Here is a 14605-nt window from a genome sequence, read left to right on the forward strand (position 1 = left end):
AGAAGAATGGAACCACTTACTGCAACGCATGCAACATCTCTTCGGCTTGCCTGACGATACGGACCATGCCCGCCGTCGTTGCAATCCCGAATGCGCGCCGGCACGCGGCCAACCCAGCCTCGCCGCTGCCGCGCCGATCGGCCTGGCGCAGGTACTCGCACTTTTTCAGCAGCAGTTGCGCTTCGTAATAACGCTCCCCGGTCGCATCGCACCATGCGAGGCATTGCTCGATCTGCGCGAGCGCGGCGTCGTAGTCGCCGCGCTCGGCATCCATCTCGGCGAGCAGCGACGCGTAGTAGGTCAGGCCGAGCAGCCCGCCGGATTGCCGCTGCGCTTCGAGGTGCACGGCGGCCTCCGCGCGATCCGCTCGCGTCCATGCATGAATGATCGCGACGTAGTGCTCGACCGCGCGCAGCCGATGCGCGTCCGACAGGCGGAGAATCGCGTCCGCCGCGGCGCGGGCCGCGCCGCGGTCGCCGGCCAGCTGGTGCATGCGCGCGAGGTACATCATCGTGACGCCCAGCGTCGGCAAATGGTCAAGGCAGGCCGCGCAGTACACGGCCTCGCGCGCCATCGCGAGCGCCCCCTGCGGATCGTCGTCGACGCACCAGCGCACGCTTGCGAGCGACGCCATCGTCCACGCACGCGTATCGAGCCCCAGGATGCGCCGATGGTCCACGTCGCGCCGCACGTCGTAGCCGGCCAGCGCCGCCTCGAAAGCCACCCGGGCGCGCGCATAGTGGCCGTCGACCCACAGGCCCATGCCGCGCATCGCGTCCGCCGCGACCTGGACGCCGGCGTCGCCGCGCTCGGCGGCGAGCGCGTCGAGCCGCCTGCTGATCCCGCGCACGGTGGGGCGATCGCCGGCGACGTGGTAGTAGGTCGACAGCGTCCATAGCGCGCTGATCGCGAGCTCCTGGTCGTCGAGCGTCTGCACTTGCCGCAACAGCTGCTCCGCATGCTCGCGCACCTGCGGATCGGCCCAGCCGAACCGCGCCATCGTCGCGTGCGTCAACGTGGCGCGGATGCGCGCGCTGTCGTGCTCGCGTTGTGCGTAGTCGGCGTCGACGAGCCAGTCGGACACGGCCTGCCCGTAGCGGATCGCGTCGTCGTACCGGGAACGTTCGAGTGCGCGACGCGCGGCTGTGATCCCATGGCCGATCGCGTCAGCGAAGGCGCCCGCGTGCGCGAAGTGCCTGGCGACGCCGAACGCATGCGCACCGGCCCCGCGATCGGCTTCCACGGCCAGCGCGCGGCCCACGCGCGCATGGTTGCTGCGCCGCACGGCGGGCGGCATCGATTCATAGGCCGCATCGCGAATCAGCGCGTGGCGGAACGAATAGAACACGCGATCGCGCCGATGCTGCGCGTACACGATGCGCTCCTCGAGCAGGAGCCGCAGATGCGCGTCGAGCGTGGCCCGATCGTGCGGCGACGCGCCGGCGAGCAATTGCGCATCCACTTCGAGCCCGATGGTCGCGGCGAGCTGCGCGGTGTCGCGCGCGTCGTCGATCCAGTCGAACGCGAGACCCAGCATGCCGCCGAGACTGACCGGCAGCGGATCAGGGTCCGTTGTCCGCAGCCCCGGCAGCGCGCCGTCCGCGTGGGTCATCGCACCGCTCGTCACGAGCTCGCGCGCGACTTCCTCGATGAACAGCGGAATGCCCGCCGTGCGTTGGGCAAGCTGGCCGAGCCAGGCCGGATCGAGCGCGCGCTGGCCGAGCAGCGCCGAGACCAGGCGCTGCGCGTCGTCGCGCGACAGGCGGCGCAGCACGAGGCGCTCGGTCGAGCCGCGCCAGCGGCCGAGCTTGTCGGGGCGCGACGTGAGCACGACGCAGATGGCCCGCGCGCGCGACGAACGCCGCAGGAACGCGAGAAAGTCCTCCGTCGAGCGGTCGAGCCACTGGACGTCCTCGACGACGAGCAGGATCGGCGCATCGTGGCCGAGCGAGACGATCAGTTGCACCAGGACGTCGAACAGCGCGTGCTGTTCGCGCGCGCTCGACCACAGGAACCCCTTGGCGTCGCACGGCAGCCCGAGCCAGGTCGCGAGCGCGACACGGGCCGCCGCATGATCGCATTCGAGCGGCGCGATCATCTCGTCGATCGCCGCGAGTGCGAGATCGACGGGGCAATCGGCGTCGATGTGCCAATGCGCGCCGATAAACCGCAGGATCGGAAACAGCGCATGATTCTCCCGCTCCGGCAGACATGCGCAATGCGCGAACGCATGGCCCTGCGCCCGGACCGCCTCGCACAGCTCGTGGACGAGGCGCGACTTGCCGATGCCGGCCTCGCCGACGACGAGCTTCGGCACGCCGTGCGGCGCAGGCTCGCCACGCGTCTCGCGACGCTGCCATGCGAGCGCCGCCTGCCACGCGCGCAGCAGCGCGTCGAGTTCGCGCGCGCGGCCGACCATCGGCGCCATCACGCGCTCGTCGAGCGAATCGAACGGGGTGTCGGCGCGACGCTCGCCGAGCAATTCATGGACCGGCTGCGGCGCGAGGCCCGCGCGCGTCAGCCGCAGCGGGGTCGGCCGATAGTCTGCATGCCGTTCGAGGGACCGCCGGGCATCGTCGCTGATCAGAATCTGCCCCGGCTCGGCAAGACGCAGCAGCCTCGACGTCGCGGCGGGCGTCGACACGCCCGACATCAGCGACGCGTGAGCGAGAACCTGCCCGACGTGAATCGCGGCGGCCACTTCCACGCGCCAGCTTTCGCCGGCGGTGCGGCTGCCGGAAGCCGGCGGCGCCGGCAGCCGCGCGCGCGCGGCGACCCGCACCATGTCGAGCGCCGCGCGCGCCGCACGGCGCGCGGGCCGGTCGATATCGCCTTGTACGCCGAAATGGAACAGCAGCGTGTCGCCGAGCCGCCCGCCGGCCTGTGCACCATAACCGACGGCGATGTCCGCGCACTTCGTCAGCCATTGCTCTTCATAGCCGTCGAGCGCGTCCCCGTGATCGGCGCCGGCATGCCGCTGCCGGCCCTCTCCGGCGATCGTGACGCAGCAGCACAGCGTGGTGATCTGCCGGTACTCGCCGACCGCGCCGGTCGTCTCGCCGCGCGGCGCGAGCGTGCGCGCGCGCCGGCTCGCACGGCACGCATCGAATTGGCCGACGAGCGCGGCGAAGTTGAGCGCGCGAAACTGCACGGCGAGTTCGTCGGCCGATGCGGCGCGCTGCTCCGGATTCTTGTTCAACGCGCGGCGCAGTACCGAGCCGAGCGGATGCGACGCGATCGACGGAGGCAGCGCGATATCGACCGGGCTGAGCTGCTGATAGAGAATGTCGGCCACGCTCGCGCCATGCATGACGACCTCGCCCGTCAGGCATTCGATGACGACGAGGCCCCACGCGTACAGATCGCTCTTGAGCGTCGGCGCCTCGTTGCGCAATTGCTCGGGCGCGCAATATTGCGGCGAGCCGAGCACTTCGGTCGCCTGCGTCGCCGTCCGGCTCTCGACATCCTCCGTGCCGGGCAGCAATGCGCCGATGCCGAAATCGAGGAGCTTCGCGTGCGGCCCGTCGTCGGCCAAGGCGATCACGATGTTTTGCGGCTTCAGGTCCCGATGCACGACGCCTCGCCGATGCGCGGCCGCGAGCGCGTCGAGCACCTCCGTCATCAGTCGGCCCGTGTCGACGGCCGACAGCGGCCCGTCGTCCGCAAGCCGGTCGTGCAGGGTTCGGCCCTGCACGAACTCGAATACGGCGAACAGGCGCCCGTCAGGCGCTTCCCCCTTGTCCAGCAGCGCCACGATATTCGGGTGTCGCAGCCCTTCGCACAGATGCGTCTCGCGCCGAAAGCGCGCCCGCTGGCGCGCGCGCTCCGCCGCGGACTTCGCCGCATCGTCCCGCATCAGCTTGATGGCGACGTCCTGCCCCGTGTCGCCGCAGGTGGCGCGAAAAACCACGCCGTAGCCGCCTTCGCCCAGCAGCGGGCCGAGACGGTAGCGCCGCTTGCCGGCGAGTTCGGCGAACGGCGCGCCCGGCACGACCGGCTCGCGGTACGCGGGAAGCGCCACGTCCGTTTCCGTCGTGCTCATGGCGTCTGGACGGCCGGAGCCGGCGACAGGCGGCGCATGCCGATGCGCGGATCGATGCCCGCTGCCGACTGGCACTCGACGTGCTCGCCGCGAATGATGCGGAACGGAAAGTCGCCGAAGCGGACGCTGCCGCGCCGGCGCTCGACGAGCTGGTTCGTGTCGAGCCCCGGCAGGGCCGCGAATTGCGTCCGCGCGCGGTGAATCTGCACGTTCACATGGGAGTTATCGATGCCGAGCATGCGTGCCAGCCGGTCAAGCTCGATCCAGCCTTGCGCGGCGGCGTCGTAGCCTGCCTGCATGTCGACGGCGCGCGCTCGCGCAAGCGTGACGAGGCTGTAGTGATGGACGCGCTCGCCGAGGTCGACCACGCCTCCGCGAACATGCAGCAGCATGCGCACGTGCTCTTCGTTCTGGCTGACGAGGAATTCGAGCAATTGCGCCGGCGCGGCCAGATCGGCGGGCGCGCCGAGCAGCATCGTCGAGCTGCTGCGCACGAGCGCCAGGCGCCACACGGCGTCTCCGGCGGCGACTTCGTCGCCGTGACGCAAGGTTCGCGGCGGCAACGTGTCGTCGCAGAGCCATTCACCGGCCGGCGACTTGACGATCGTCACCGGCCGCGCCGCGTGCGCGGGCAGGATCTGGCGCGCTTCGAGCACGATCGGATGCGCCGCGCCACGGATCGGCCAGAGCGTATCGGCGGGGTCGTCGAGCGAATCGACGCGCCACGGCGCGAGGCCCATCTTCCCGAACCGGATCACGTCGCCGTGCTTCAGCACCGCGTGCTCGCCGTCGCGCAGCGGCGTGCCCGATACCGACGTGCCGTTGCTGCTGTGATCGTGGAGTTCCCAGCACCTGCCGATCCAGCGGATATGGGCATGGACGCGGGATACCGACGGATCCAGGATGACCGTGTCGCAGCGCGCGGTGTCGCGACCGAACACGTGATGCGGGCGGAGCAGGCATGCTTCCCCAGAAGAATCGTTCTTGAGCGTCGCCATGACTGCCCCGTTTCGGATTCGCCCGGATCGCTCGAGAGAAGCATCGACGCAGCCGGGCAAGCGATTGATTCAATGATCGCGAACACGTTCGGCATGTTCGCCGCCTCGTTACCTGTTTCCGTCAGCCATCTGTTGAATCGTTGCCCGCCCGGCACATTTTTTCGGCCAATAAAACAATCGACCTTTTTGTTATTTTAAATCTGAGCAACTCACTGAAAATCCTGCCAAATAAATCAGCCAACCGCAACCGCAAAGCGCCATCCAGGATCAGATATTGCAATGCTTTACATTTCCGGCCGAACCGCGGCCAGCCAATATAAGGGCGGGATATCAGGACGTTATTTCGGACCAGATCCCGTGCGAAAGCAACATTCCAGATGCAAATCAAATTGCCGCACTGAAAATCAAATCGTTTCTATTATTTATATAATTCAGATCGGAATTTAATCGATCGACGCCTGGCGATTCGCCCGGCCCTGTCCTATATTTGGCCGCATGGCTAACCTTGATGCCGGCATCAGCGACGTGTTCCATGCGCTGTCCGATCCGACCCGCTGCGCGATCGTCAGCGCGCTCGGCCGCGGCGAGCAGACCGTATCCGCGCTGGTGGCGCCGTTGGACCGCGTGGCCGAATTCGTCGAACGCCATCATGTCGATGCAGAGGAGCAAGCCGATGTCATCCCCTCCCGCCGAACCCGCCGACACCCACGACCTGGTCATCACCCGCGTCTTGCGTGCGCCACGCGCCGCGTTGTGGCGCGCATGGACCGATCCGGAACTGCTGAAGGCATGGTGGTGCCCGAAGCCCTGGACCACCGAGGTGCGCGCGTTCGATCTGCGGCCGGGCGGCGCGTTCCACACGTTCATGCGCGGCCCCGACGGCGGTACCAGCGACAACCCTGGCTGCTTCCTCGAGGTCGCACCCGAAACGCGCATCGTGTTCTCGTCGATGCTCACCGGCGGCTGGCGGCCGCAGACGCCGTGGCTCGGGTTCACGGCGATCGTCACGATGCGCGACGACGACGCAGGATGCCGTTACGAAGCCCGCGTGATGCATCCCGACGCGGCGACGCGCGACCGGCACGAGCAACTCGGCTTCTTCGACGGCTGGAACATCTGCATCACGCAGCTCGACGAGCTGGCGGGCGCGTTGCGCTGACGGCCGGCGCGCGGCTGCACACCCCATGTTCGCTCGAACGTTCTTCCGGAGGGAACGACATGGCTCGCATGAACTCGACCCACGTCAGCCGGCATCTGAACGCGCCCCGCGCGAAGGTCTATCGCGCGCTGCTCGATCCGCATGCGATCGAGCAGTGGAAGGCGCCCGACGGCATGACCTGCCGTGTGGATGCGTTCGATGTGCGCGAAGGCGGCGCGTTCCGCATCACGCTGACCTACGACGCACCGACCGACGCCGGCAAGACCACCGCACGCACCGACTCCTATCACGGCCGCTTCGTGACGCTCGTGCCGGATGAACGCGTCGTCGAGATCGACGCATTCGAAACCGACGATCCCGCGCTGCGCGGCGCAATGACGATCACGATCACGCTGTCCGACGACGCGGGCGGCACACGCATCGACGCGACGCACGACGGCTTGCCGCCCGGCGTGCCGGCCGCCGACAACGAGACGGGCTGGCGCATGGCGCTCGCGAAGCTCGCGGCGCTGGTCGAAACCGGTTGAGGGTCAAACACCACGCGATGCGGGTGCTGCGGCCAAATCGCCGCCCTGCTGTCTGAGCCTCGGTACCATGCTCCCTACTCTTGGCTTCGACCGGTAGCCGACACCGAGCGACGTTGCTTGACCGGAGAAATGACGTCGACCTCGTCACCGTATGGCTCAAATGCAATCCCGCGATCGATCGAAACACACTGATCCGACATGCCGACCTTCATCGCGTGAAAATTGTGATATTGAGCGAGCCATTCGTATTTCTGGCGCTCGCGAACACGAGAGGCGTTTTCTGCCAGTCCCTTCTGAACAAATTCGCGATGCCATTTGATCGCCGATGGAATTAAGGCTTTCCTGCCGAGATAGTCCAGGAACGCACTGCCATCGGCGTCCCGTAGCACCAGCGACTGGTACGGACTGTCCGGCGTGATATGGCGGAGTACAGACTTACTCAGCATGATTCTCGGGAACACGGCGGCTTTCTCAAGTTCAACCGCTTCGACCAATGCCGGACCAAAGAGAAATTTCTCCGAGAACATCAGCGGACCTACGGTAACTGCTCCACGCAGCGGGAATCTCGACATGAGCGTGAGTTGAGCGATCTGATCCGTGAGCTCTGTCAGAAACATGGCAACGACCCGCTCGTTCGTCAACTTCGGATTCGATCGCAGAGGAAATGCCACGAATATGTTGTCGCTAAATGTCTTGACGAGGGCTCTCGTCTGTCGCTTCTTCGGAAAATGTCCTGACCAGCCGTTCATGCGTTGTTCGAACACGTCCAAACAAGAAAAGAACTCCCGGGCCCGCTGACGATCCTTACCCCTGAATAGCCTTGCGCCTCCGAGCACGTCGATAAACGCACATACTTGGTGATGCAGTCTGATGTTTGGCATTCTTTCTCCTGTCATCCGCGGCGCGTCGAGAACGGGCTTCAGCATATATTGAAATGCGTAACGCAAACGGTCCGGCCGATATCGCGTATGTAGCACCACACGCAACCGAAGAGCGACCACATCGGATTGCTCGCTGGCCTCGACGCCCACCCACGCGCCGCGCACCGCTCCTACTCCATGCCCGTGGCAACGATGCTCGCGTAACGAGGGTGCGCGAAACCCGCCCGCATGCGACACTGGCCCGCATCCGCGACCGCCTCGACATGCCGTGCATTGCCGCCGTCGTCACCGGCGGCCGCACCCGCACACGCCTCGGAGGGCACCCGCGATGAGCACCGCGACCACCGCCACCTGGTATTTCGATTTCGTTTCGCCGTTCGCTTATCTGCAGCAGGAGCAGTTCGAGCGCCTGCCGCCGACGCTGACCATCGAGCCGCGCCCGATCGTACTCGGCGCGCTGCTCGCGCACTGGGGACAAAAGGCCCCCGCCGAGATCGCGGCGAAGCGCGTCTTCACCTATCGTCACGCGCAGTATCGCGCCGACAAGCTCGGCATCCCGTTCCGGATGCCGCCCGCGCATCCGTTCAATCCGATCCGCCCGCTGCGCCTCGCGATCGCGATGGGCGGCTCGCTCGACGTGATCCGGCGCATCTTCCGGCACATCTGGCGCGACGGCCACGACGTCGGGTCGCCGGAGGGCTTCGCCGCGCTGTGCGATGCGGTCGGGTTTCCGGAGGGCGTCACGGCCGTCGACGCGCCATCCGTGAAGGACGCGCTGCGCGCGCATACCGACCACGCGATCGCGCGCGGCGTGTTCGGCGTGCCGACGTTCGAATGGGACGGCGAGCTGTTCTGGGGCGAGGATGCGACCGCGATGTTCGTCGATTGCGTCGCGTCGCGCGCGTGGCTCGACTCGCCCGAAGTGCAACGCATCAGCGCACTGCCGGAAGGCATCCGGCGCGGCTGAGCGCGCTTGCCGCAACGCCGGCGCCGGCAGCGGCGCCGGGCGTCAGCGCGCGTGTCCCTCGACCAGCCCCGGCACGGCCTCCCGCATCAGCGCGGCGAACCGCACGAGTCTCGACGGATAGAACTGCGCGTGCGGATAGGTCAGGTAGACCGGCAGCGGCGCGGCCTCCCATTGCGGCGCGAGATGCACGAGGCGCCCGTGCGCCAGATCGTCCGCCAGCAGCCACGACGAGCCGACGCACGCGCCAACGCCCAGCAGCGCGGCGCTGCGCAGCGCATACAGGTTCAGGGTGCTGACGCGCGGCCGGATCGCGATGCGCCGCGTCTCGCCCGTGACCGCATGCGTCAGCGCCAGTTCGTTGCGATAGTAAGTGCTCAGCGAGAGCCACGGCAGCGCGGCGAGCGCATCGGGCTCGACCGGCACGGGCGCGCCGTCCAGCACCGACGGCGCGGCGACCACGAAGCGCGGCACTTTCGACAGCCGGATCGCGACGACGCCCGGATCGGTCGGCTCGCCCACCTGGATCGCGCAGTCGATGCCGCTGCCGATGAAATCCCGCACCTCGTCCTGCAGCAGCCATTCCACCGACACGCGCGGATAGTCGCGCAGAAACCGCGCCAGCGGCCCGACGAAGCGCTCCTGCCCGAACGCGTGCGGCACCGCGACCCGCAGCAGCCCCTCGGGCTCCTCCTGCGCGCCGCGCAGGTCGGCTTCGAACGACGCCCAGCTCGCCAGCAGCTCCTTCGCGCGCTTGAAACAGCGCTCGCCGTCGACAGTCAGCCGCATCGTGTGCGTCGTACGCTGCAGCAGCCGCACGCCGAGCGAGCGCTCGAGCGCCTGCAGCCGGCGGCTGATCGTCGGCTGGGTCGTGTTCAATTGCGCGGCGGCAGCCGACAGGCTGCCCGATTCGACTATGCGCACGAAGGTTTCCATCAGCTCGAAGCGATAGCCGGCGCCCTCCATCGGAACCGTGCGATGTCGCGCAGACCCGCCAGCATCGGACTTGACAGGAGATTTTTCTTTCATACGTCGAGCGTATAACAAATCTGCACCGCACGGTACTACCGTCGCCTGCGCCACGCCGGCACACTCGCGTCCATTCATTCACCCGACGCAGGATGTCCCTCATGTCCACCCCGACGAACCTCGATGCCGCGGCCCGCGCGCCGCTTGCCCCGCCGCACGCGGCGACCGCCGCCGCGCCGCTCGACGGCCGGCTCGTGCTGCTGCTCGCCACCGCGGCCGGCCTGGCGGTCGCGCCGCTCTACTACAGCCAGCCGATGCTCGGCGTGCTCGGGCCCGATCTCGGCGCGTCCGCGCGCGCGGTCGGCCTCGTGCCGACGCTGACGCAGCTCGGCTATGCGCTCGGCATCCTGCTGCTCGCGCCGCTCGGCGACCGCTTCGACCGCCGCCGCGTCATCGTGACCAAGGCGGCCGTGCTGGTCGGCGCGCTGCTGCTCGCCGCGGCCGCGCCGTCGATCGGCCTGCTGCTGGCCGCGAGCTTCGCGATCGGCCTGTCCGCGACGATGGCGCAGGACGTCGTGCCGGCCGCGGCCACGCTCGCGCACGACGCGCATCGCGGCCGCACGGTCGGCACCGTGATGACCGGCCTGCTGATGGGCATCCTGCTGTCGCGGGTGGTCAGCGGCTTCGTCGCCGAGAACGTCGGCTGGCGCGCGATGTTCGTGATCGCCGCCGCGAGCGTCGCGGCGATCGGCGTCGTGGCCGCGCGCGGCCTGCCGCGCTTCGAGCCGACGACACGCCTGCCGTATCGCGCGCTGATCGGCTCGCTCCGCGAGCTGTGGCGCCGTCATCCCGCGCTGCGGCGCGCGGCGCTGGCGCAGGGCCTGCTGTCGGTCGGCTTCAGCGCGTTCTGGTCGACGCTCGCGGTGATGCTGCACGGCGCGCCGTTCCATCTCGGCAGCGCGGCGGCCGGCGCGTTCGGTCTCGCAGGCGCGGCCGGCGCGCTGGCCGCGCCGGTCGCCGGACGGCTCGCCGACCACCACGGGCCGGAGCGGGTCACGCGGCTCGGCATCGGCATCGCCACGCTGTCGTTCGCGATCATGGCGCTCGCGCCGATGCTGCCGGCGCACGCCCAGCTCGCGCTGCTCGCGGCGGGCACGATCGGCTTCGACCTCGGCGTGCAGGCGACGCTGATCGCGCACCAGTCGATCGTGTATCGCATCGATCCCGCGTCGCGCAGCCGCCTCAACGCGGTGCTGTTCGTCGGCATGTTCATCGGCATGGCGGCCGGCGCCGCGATCGGCAGCCAGCTGCTCGCGCAGTTCGGCTGGACCGCGGTGCTCGCCCTCGCCGTCGCGACGTCGCTCGCGGCGCTCGCCGCGCGGATCTGGCGGCGCTGACGCGGCACGCGGGGCGGCACGGCCGACGCGTTGCACATCGGGCGGGCGCACATCGCGCCCGCCCGTTTTTTTTATTTTTCGTGTGGCGCACGTACGCGCGCGCACCGTCCGGCAGGATCACCCGGCTCGCAACCGCGATGCGCTCATGCGATGCAATGCGCAGACCAATCGGTTCAATTTTCCAGTTCACCGAAATATTTTTCAGGCGATCGCGTCCGCACCGGCACAACGACGCACGCGCATTGCGGCACGGCCCGCACGCATCCGTCCCTCTGTCGAACGATTCGTTTCATCAGGGGATTCCCGGTATTTTTTCGCATTTTCTTCGCAATTCCGGGTGGACATACTTGCCCCCCGTTGCGCTTGCAGCCCAAGCGCGTTTCGAATCCCGCCGGCCGCTCATCCGATGCGCGGCGCGTCCGCCGGTGACCGCAGACCATGAACCATTTCGATACCGCCATCCAGTTCTACCTCACCCGGATCACGCTCAGCCCGCTGCTGAATCATGCCATCCGCGTCGTCGCCGGCCTGTACACGTTCAAGGGCTTCGTGCTCGTTCCCGTGCTGTGCTGGCTGTGGTTCCAGCCCGGCCCGCACAGCGAGCGGCAGCGGGAGATGATCGTCGCGACGATCGCGAGCGGCCTCGTCGCGCTCGCGGCCGGCCGGCTGCTCGCGAAGACGCTGCCGTTCCGCTTGCGGCCGATCTACAACCCGGAGCTGCACCTGCACTTCCCGTCCGCGGAACTGCGCGCGGCGACGCTGCAGACCTGGAGTTCGTTTCCGAGCGACCACGCGATGCTGTGGATGGCGATCTCGACCGGCATTTTCCTGATGTCGCGCCGCATCGGCGCGATCGCGCTGCTGTACACGATCGTGTTCATCTGCGTGCCGCGCGCGTATCTCGGCTTTCACTATCCGACCGACCTGCTGGCGGGCGCCGCGATCGGCGTCGCGATCACGTGGCTGATGACGCGCGACGCGATCCGCGCGCACTATGCGCCGGCGGTGCTGCGGCTGATCGGGCGCTTTCCGGCGCCGGCGTACACGTTTGCGTTCCTGCTGTGCTTCGAGCTGATCACGCAGTTCGACGAGCTGCTGACGCTCGCGCTGTCGGCCAAGCACACGCTGTAATCGGGGGGTGTCGCGATGCTGCCGCTGCTGCTGTCACGTCGAACCACCGCGCGCTGCCGGCCGCTCCCGCCGGCGTCCCGCGATGCGGCCGCCGGCCCGCGCGTCGATCTCGATCGGACGTGCGGCGCGGAAAGTACGCGCGATACGTCCGGTACGCATGGAACGGGGATGTCGCCGCGCCGCCACCGGCGGCGTTAGGGTCTATTTACATATGGAACGCGCATGCGAATGCCCGAAATCGCCCGTATGGCAAGAAGCGAGGAGCGCCGTTTGGCCGAGCCAAACAAGCGACGAGCGACGCCGCCATACGGGCGATTTCGGGCATTCCCCTGGAATGAAATTTAAATTTGGGGTTGCCACGAGAACGGCCGCTCGCCGCGTTGCGCGCCTTGCGAATACGTCCAGCGCCTCGCGAGCGGCCGTTCTCGTGGCAACGCATGCGCGGTCCATATGTAAATAGACCCTAAAGCCGGCCGTTCACGACGGCGCGCCCGTCGGCGCGCCAGCGCAGCATGCCGCCGCCGAGATTCGCGATCGCGTCGAATCCCGCGTGCCGCAGGATCACGGTCGCCTGCGCGGACCGCCCGCCCGCGCGGCACACGGTCACGATCGGCCGGTCGCGCGCGAGCTCGGCCGCGCGCGCGGCCAGTTCGCCGAGCGGAATCAGCGTCGCATCCGGAATGTGCCCGAGCGGCCCGGTGAATTCGGCGGGCTCGCGCACGTCGACGACCTGCACCGCGTTCAGATGATCCTCGAGCCACTGCGGATCGATTTCCCAGAATCCGGCGAACGTGTAGACGAGCGGCGCCCAGCCGGGCTCGTCCTGCCGCTCCGGCGCGCTTGCCGCGATCCCGCATTTCACGTTCGCGGGCACCGCGACGTCGATCTGGCGCGGGTGCGGCAGCCCGAGGTTCGTCATGTAGCCGGCGAAATCGTCCTCGCTGAGATCGCCGCCGAGACGCGGATTGAAGCGCCGCTCCTCGCCGACGCTCGTCACGGTCAGCCCGCGGTAGTCGTGCGCCGGATAGAGCAGGCAGCTTTCCGGCAGCGTAAAGAGCCGGCCGTGCACCGCGCGATACATCGCGCGCGGGTCGCCCTGCTGGAAATCGGTGCGGCCGGTGCCGCGGATCAGCAGGCAATCGCCGGTGAACGCCATCGATTCGTCGTCGAGCACGAGGCTGATGCAGCCGTTCGTGTGGCCCGGCGTCGCGCGCACGGTCAGGTAGCGTCCGCCGAACGCGCAGCGGTCGCCGTCGCGCAGATAGCGGTCCGCGCCCGCCGCGCCGCTCGCCGCGGAAATGGCGATGTCGCTGCCGGTGCGCTGCTTCAGCAGCCACGCGCCCGTCACGTGATCGGCGTGCACGTGCGTGTCGATCGTCACGTCGAGCCGCAAGCCGAGCTCGTCGATCAGCGCCGCGTCGCGGCGCACCTGCTCGAACACCGGATCGATCAGCACGGCTTCGCGCGACGCGCGATCAGCCAGCAGGTACGTATAGGTAGACGATTGTTGATCGAAGAGTTGCCGGAAGATCATCACGATGTCGCTCCGCCGCTTGTCCTGCCACCTGTCCTGTCGCCTTTCCCGGCGCCGCGCGTCAACGCGGCTGCGTGACATACCGCAGATACGGCTTCAGGGTCCTGAAGCCCTGCGGGTATTTCTTCTTCGCGTCGTCGTCCGACACCGACGTCGGGATGATGACATCGTCGCCCGGCTTCCAGTTCACCGGCGTCGCAACCGTGTGCTGCGCATTCAGTTGCAGCGAATCGAGCAGCCGCATCACCTCGTCGAAATTGCGCCCCGCGCTCATCGGGTACACCAGCATCGCCTTGACCTTCTTGTCCGGGCCGATGATGAACACCGAGCGCACCGTCGCGTTGTCGACCGCGGTGCGCGGCCCGCCGCTCGCGTTCGGGTGGATCATGTCGTACAGCTTGGCGACCACCAGGCTGTCGTCGCCGATCATCGGATAGTTGATCGCGTGTCCCTGCGTCTCCTCGATGTCCTTCACCCACCGCTGGTGATCGCTGACGGGGTCGACCGAGAGCCCGATGATCTTCGTGTTGCGCTTGTCGAATTCCGGCTTGAGCCCGGCCATGTAGCCGAGCTCGGTCGTGCATACCGGCGTGAAATCCTTCGGATGCGAGAACAGGATCGCCCAGTGGTCGCCGATCCACTCGTGAAAGCGGATCGTCCCCTCCGTGGTCTCGGCCGTGAAGTCGGGTGCGTCTTCTCCTAGTCGAATCGACATTTCGTCCTCCATGACATGGAACCCTCGAAACCCTCATGACGCGCGCGGGACGCAGGCAGGCACGCGCCGCGTCCCGCGCGCGCTTATAGCGTAGGTCAAATTGCGCGCGTCACGGGCGACGCTGCGCGACGCGCGCGGCCGCAAGGTGTCCGATCCCGCATGCGCCCGCCGCGGCGCCGAATCGCCGCGCTGCGCCGCCTATACTTTTTTCATCGATTCCCCGAACGCGACGCGCGCCCGCGTCGCGATGCACCGGCGGTCGCGCGAACCCGGCCGGCCCCCTTTCCT

The 14605-nt window shown here is 68.0% G+C and carries 13 protein-coding genes; 5 read left to right on the top strand and 8 right to left on the bottom strand.

The annotated features are described in order from the left end of the window. Positions 1 to 16 precede the first annotated feature (16 nt). The 4 genes from B7P44_RS31590 to B7P44_RS37285 form a co-directional block, all read right to left on the bottom strand. Positions 17 to 4042, bottom strand: a complete 4026-nt coding sequence (locus tag B7P44_RS31590; RefSeq protein WP_084909741.1) for a TOMM system kinase/cyclase fusion protein — start codon at positions 4040 to 4042, stop codon at positions 17 to 19. Further along, on the bottom strand, positions 4039 to 5040 hold the full coding sequence (locus B7P44_RS31595) for an FHA domain-containing protein (RefSeq protein ID WP_084909742.1): 1002 nt from the start codon (positions 5038 to 5040) through the stop codon (positions 4039 to 4041). Before B7P44_RS31595 ends, B7P44_RS31590 begins: the two co-directional genes overlap by 4 nt. 121 nt (positions 5041 to 5161) lie before the next feature. Further along, entirely contained in the window at positions 5162 to 5320 is a 159-nt protein-coding gene (locus B7P44_RS36900; RefSeq protein WP_157721120.1) for a hypothetical protein, read from the bottom strand. Positions 5321 to 5424: 104 nt separating this feature from the next. Further along, positions 5425 to 5709 carry a hypothetical protein gene (locus tag B7P44_RS37285; RefSeq protein WP_157915387.1) on the bottom strand — a complete coding sequence of 95 codons (285 nt, stop codon included), beginning with the start codon at positions 5707 to 5709 and terminating at the stop codon, positions 5425 to 5427. Positions 5710 to 5713: 4 nt separating this feature from the next. Here B7P44_RS37285 and B7P44_RS31600 point away from each other — a divergent pair, with 4 nt between their 5' ends. Continuing rightward, a complete protein-coding gene (locus B7P44_RS31600) occupies positions 5714 to 6199 on the top strand; it encodes an SRPBCC family protein (protein WP_084910136.1) in 486 nt (161 codons plus the stop codon). Positions 6200 to 6258: 59 nt separating this feature from the next. Next, the gene (locus B7P44_RS31605; protein WP_084909743.1) at positions 6259 to 6726 is read left to right on the top strand and encodes an SRPBCC family protein; all 468 of its coding nucleotides are present in this window, start codon (positions 6259 to 6261) and stop codon (positions 6724 to 6726) included. 74 nt (positions 6727 to 6800) lie between these two features. Here B7P44_RS31605 and B7P44_RS31610 read toward each other — a convergent pair whose 3' ends face one another. Then, the gene (locus tag B7P44_RS31610) at positions 6801 to 7607 is read right to left on the bottom strand and encodes a hypothetical protein (protein WP_133118069.1); all 807 of its coding nucleotides are present in this window, start codon (positions 7605 to 7607) and stop codon (positions 6801 to 6803) included. A gap of 328 nt (positions 7608 to 7935) precedes the next feature. Between B7P44_RS31610 and B7P44_RS31615 the strand changes: the two genes are divergently transcribed. Then, positions 7936 to 8574 carry a 2-hydroxychromene-2-carboxylate isomerase gene (locus tag B7P44_RS31615; RefSeq protein WP_084909745.1) on the top strand — a complete coding sequence of 213 codons (639 nt, stop codon included), beginning with the start codon at positions 7936 to 7938 and terminating at the stop codon, positions 8572 to 8574. Between the two features lie 42 nt (positions 8575 to 8616). Here the strand turns inward: B7P44_RS31615 and B7P44_RS31620 are convergent, their stop codons facing one another. Further along, entirely contained in the window at positions 8617 to 9600 is a 984-nt protein-coding gene (locus B7P44_RS31620) for a LysR family transcriptional regulator (protein ID WP_084909746.1), read from the bottom strand. A gap of 101 nt (positions 9601 to 9701) precedes the next feature. Here B7P44_RS31620 and B7P44_RS31625 point away from each other — a divergent pair, with 101 nt between their 5' ends. Next, complete coding sequence (locus B7P44_RS31625) at positions 9702 to 10937, top strand: MFS transporter (RefSeq protein WP_084909747.1); 1236 nt, start codon at positions 9702 to 9704, stop codon at positions 10935 to 10937. A 438-nt stretch (positions 10938 to 11375) separates the two neighbouring features. Continuing rightward, on the top strand, positions 11376 to 12068 hold the full coding sequence (locus tag B7P44_RS31630) for a phosphatase PAP2 family protein (RefSeq protein WP_084909748.1): 693 nt from the start codon (positions 11376 to 11378) through the stop codon (positions 12066 to 12068). Between the two features lie 463 nt (positions 12069 to 12531). Here B7P44_RS31630 and B7P44_RS31640 read toward each other — a convergent pair whose 3' ends face one another. Together B7P44_RS31640 and B7P44_RS31645 are read right to left on the bottom strand one after the other, a co-directional pair. After that, positions 12532 to 13602 carry an MBL fold metallo-hydrolase gene (locus B7P44_RS31640; RefSeq protein ID WP_084909750.1) on the bottom strand — a complete coding sequence of 357 codons (1071 nt, stop codon included), beginning with the start codon at positions 13600 to 13602 and terminating at the stop codon, positions 12532 to 12534. 61 nt (positions 13603 to 13663) lie between these two features. Beyond that, the gene (locus tag B7P44_RS31645) at positions 13664 to 14317 is read right to left on the bottom strand and encodes a peroxiredoxin (protein WP_084910137.1); all 654 of its coding nucleotides are present in this window, start codon (positions 14315 to 14317) and stop codon (positions 13664 to 13666) included. Positions 14318 to 14605 lie beyond the last annotated feature (288 nt).

The organism is Burkholderia ubonensis subsp. mesacidophila (genome assembly GCF_002097715.1).
GTDB lineage: Bacteria > Pseudomonadota > Gammaproteobacteria > Burkholderiales > Burkholderiaceae > Burkholderia > Burkholderia mesacidophila.

Excerpts from the sequence above, each read along its gene's own strand:
- B7P44_RS31590 (WP_084909741.1), bottom strand. The coding sequence starts at position 4,042 with ATGAGCACGACGGAAACGGACGTGGCGCTTCCCGCGTACCGCGAGCCG.
- B7P44_RS31595 (WP_084909742.1), bottom strand. The coding sequence starts at position 5,040 with ATGGCGACGCTCAAGAACGATTCTTCTGGGGAAGCATGCCTGCTCCGC.
- B7P44_RS31600 (WP_084910136.1), top strand. The coding sequence starts at position 5,714 with ATGTCATCCCCTCCCGCCGAACCCGCCGACACCCACGACCTGGTCATC.
- B7P44_RS31605 (WP_084909743.1), top strand. The coding sequence starts at position 6,259 with ATGGCTCGCATGAACTCGACCCACGTCAGCCGGCATCTGAACGCGCCC.
- B7P44_RS31610 (WP_133118069.1), bottom strand. The coding sequence starts at position 7,607 with ATGCCAAACATCAGACTGCATCACCAAGTATGTGCGTTTATCGACGTG.
- B7P44_RS31615 (WP_084909745.1), top strand. The coding sequence starts at position 7,936 with ATGAGCACCGCGACCACCGCCACCTGGTATTTCGATTTCGTTTCGCCG.
- B7P44_RS31620 (WP_084909746.1), bottom strand. The coding sequence starts at position 9,600 with ATGAAAGAAAAATCTCCTGTCAAGTCCGATGCTGGCGGGTCTGCGCGA.
- B7P44_RS31625 (WP_084909747.1), top strand. The coding sequence starts at position 9,702 with ATGTCCACCCCGACGAACCTCGATGCCGCGGCCCGCGCGCCGCTTGCC.
- B7P44_RS31630 (WP_084909748.1), top strand. The coding sequence starts at position 11,376 with ATGAACCATTTCGATACCGCCATCCAGTTCTACCTCACCCGGATCACG.
- B7P44_RS31640 (WP_084909750.1), bottom strand. The coding sequence starts at position 13,602 with ATGATCTTCCGGCAACTCTTCGATCAACAATCGTCTACCTATACGTAC.
- B7P44_RS31645 (WP_084910137.1), bottom strand. The coding sequence starts at position 14,317 with ATGTCGATTCGACTAGGAGAAGACGCACCCGACTTCACGGCCGAGACC.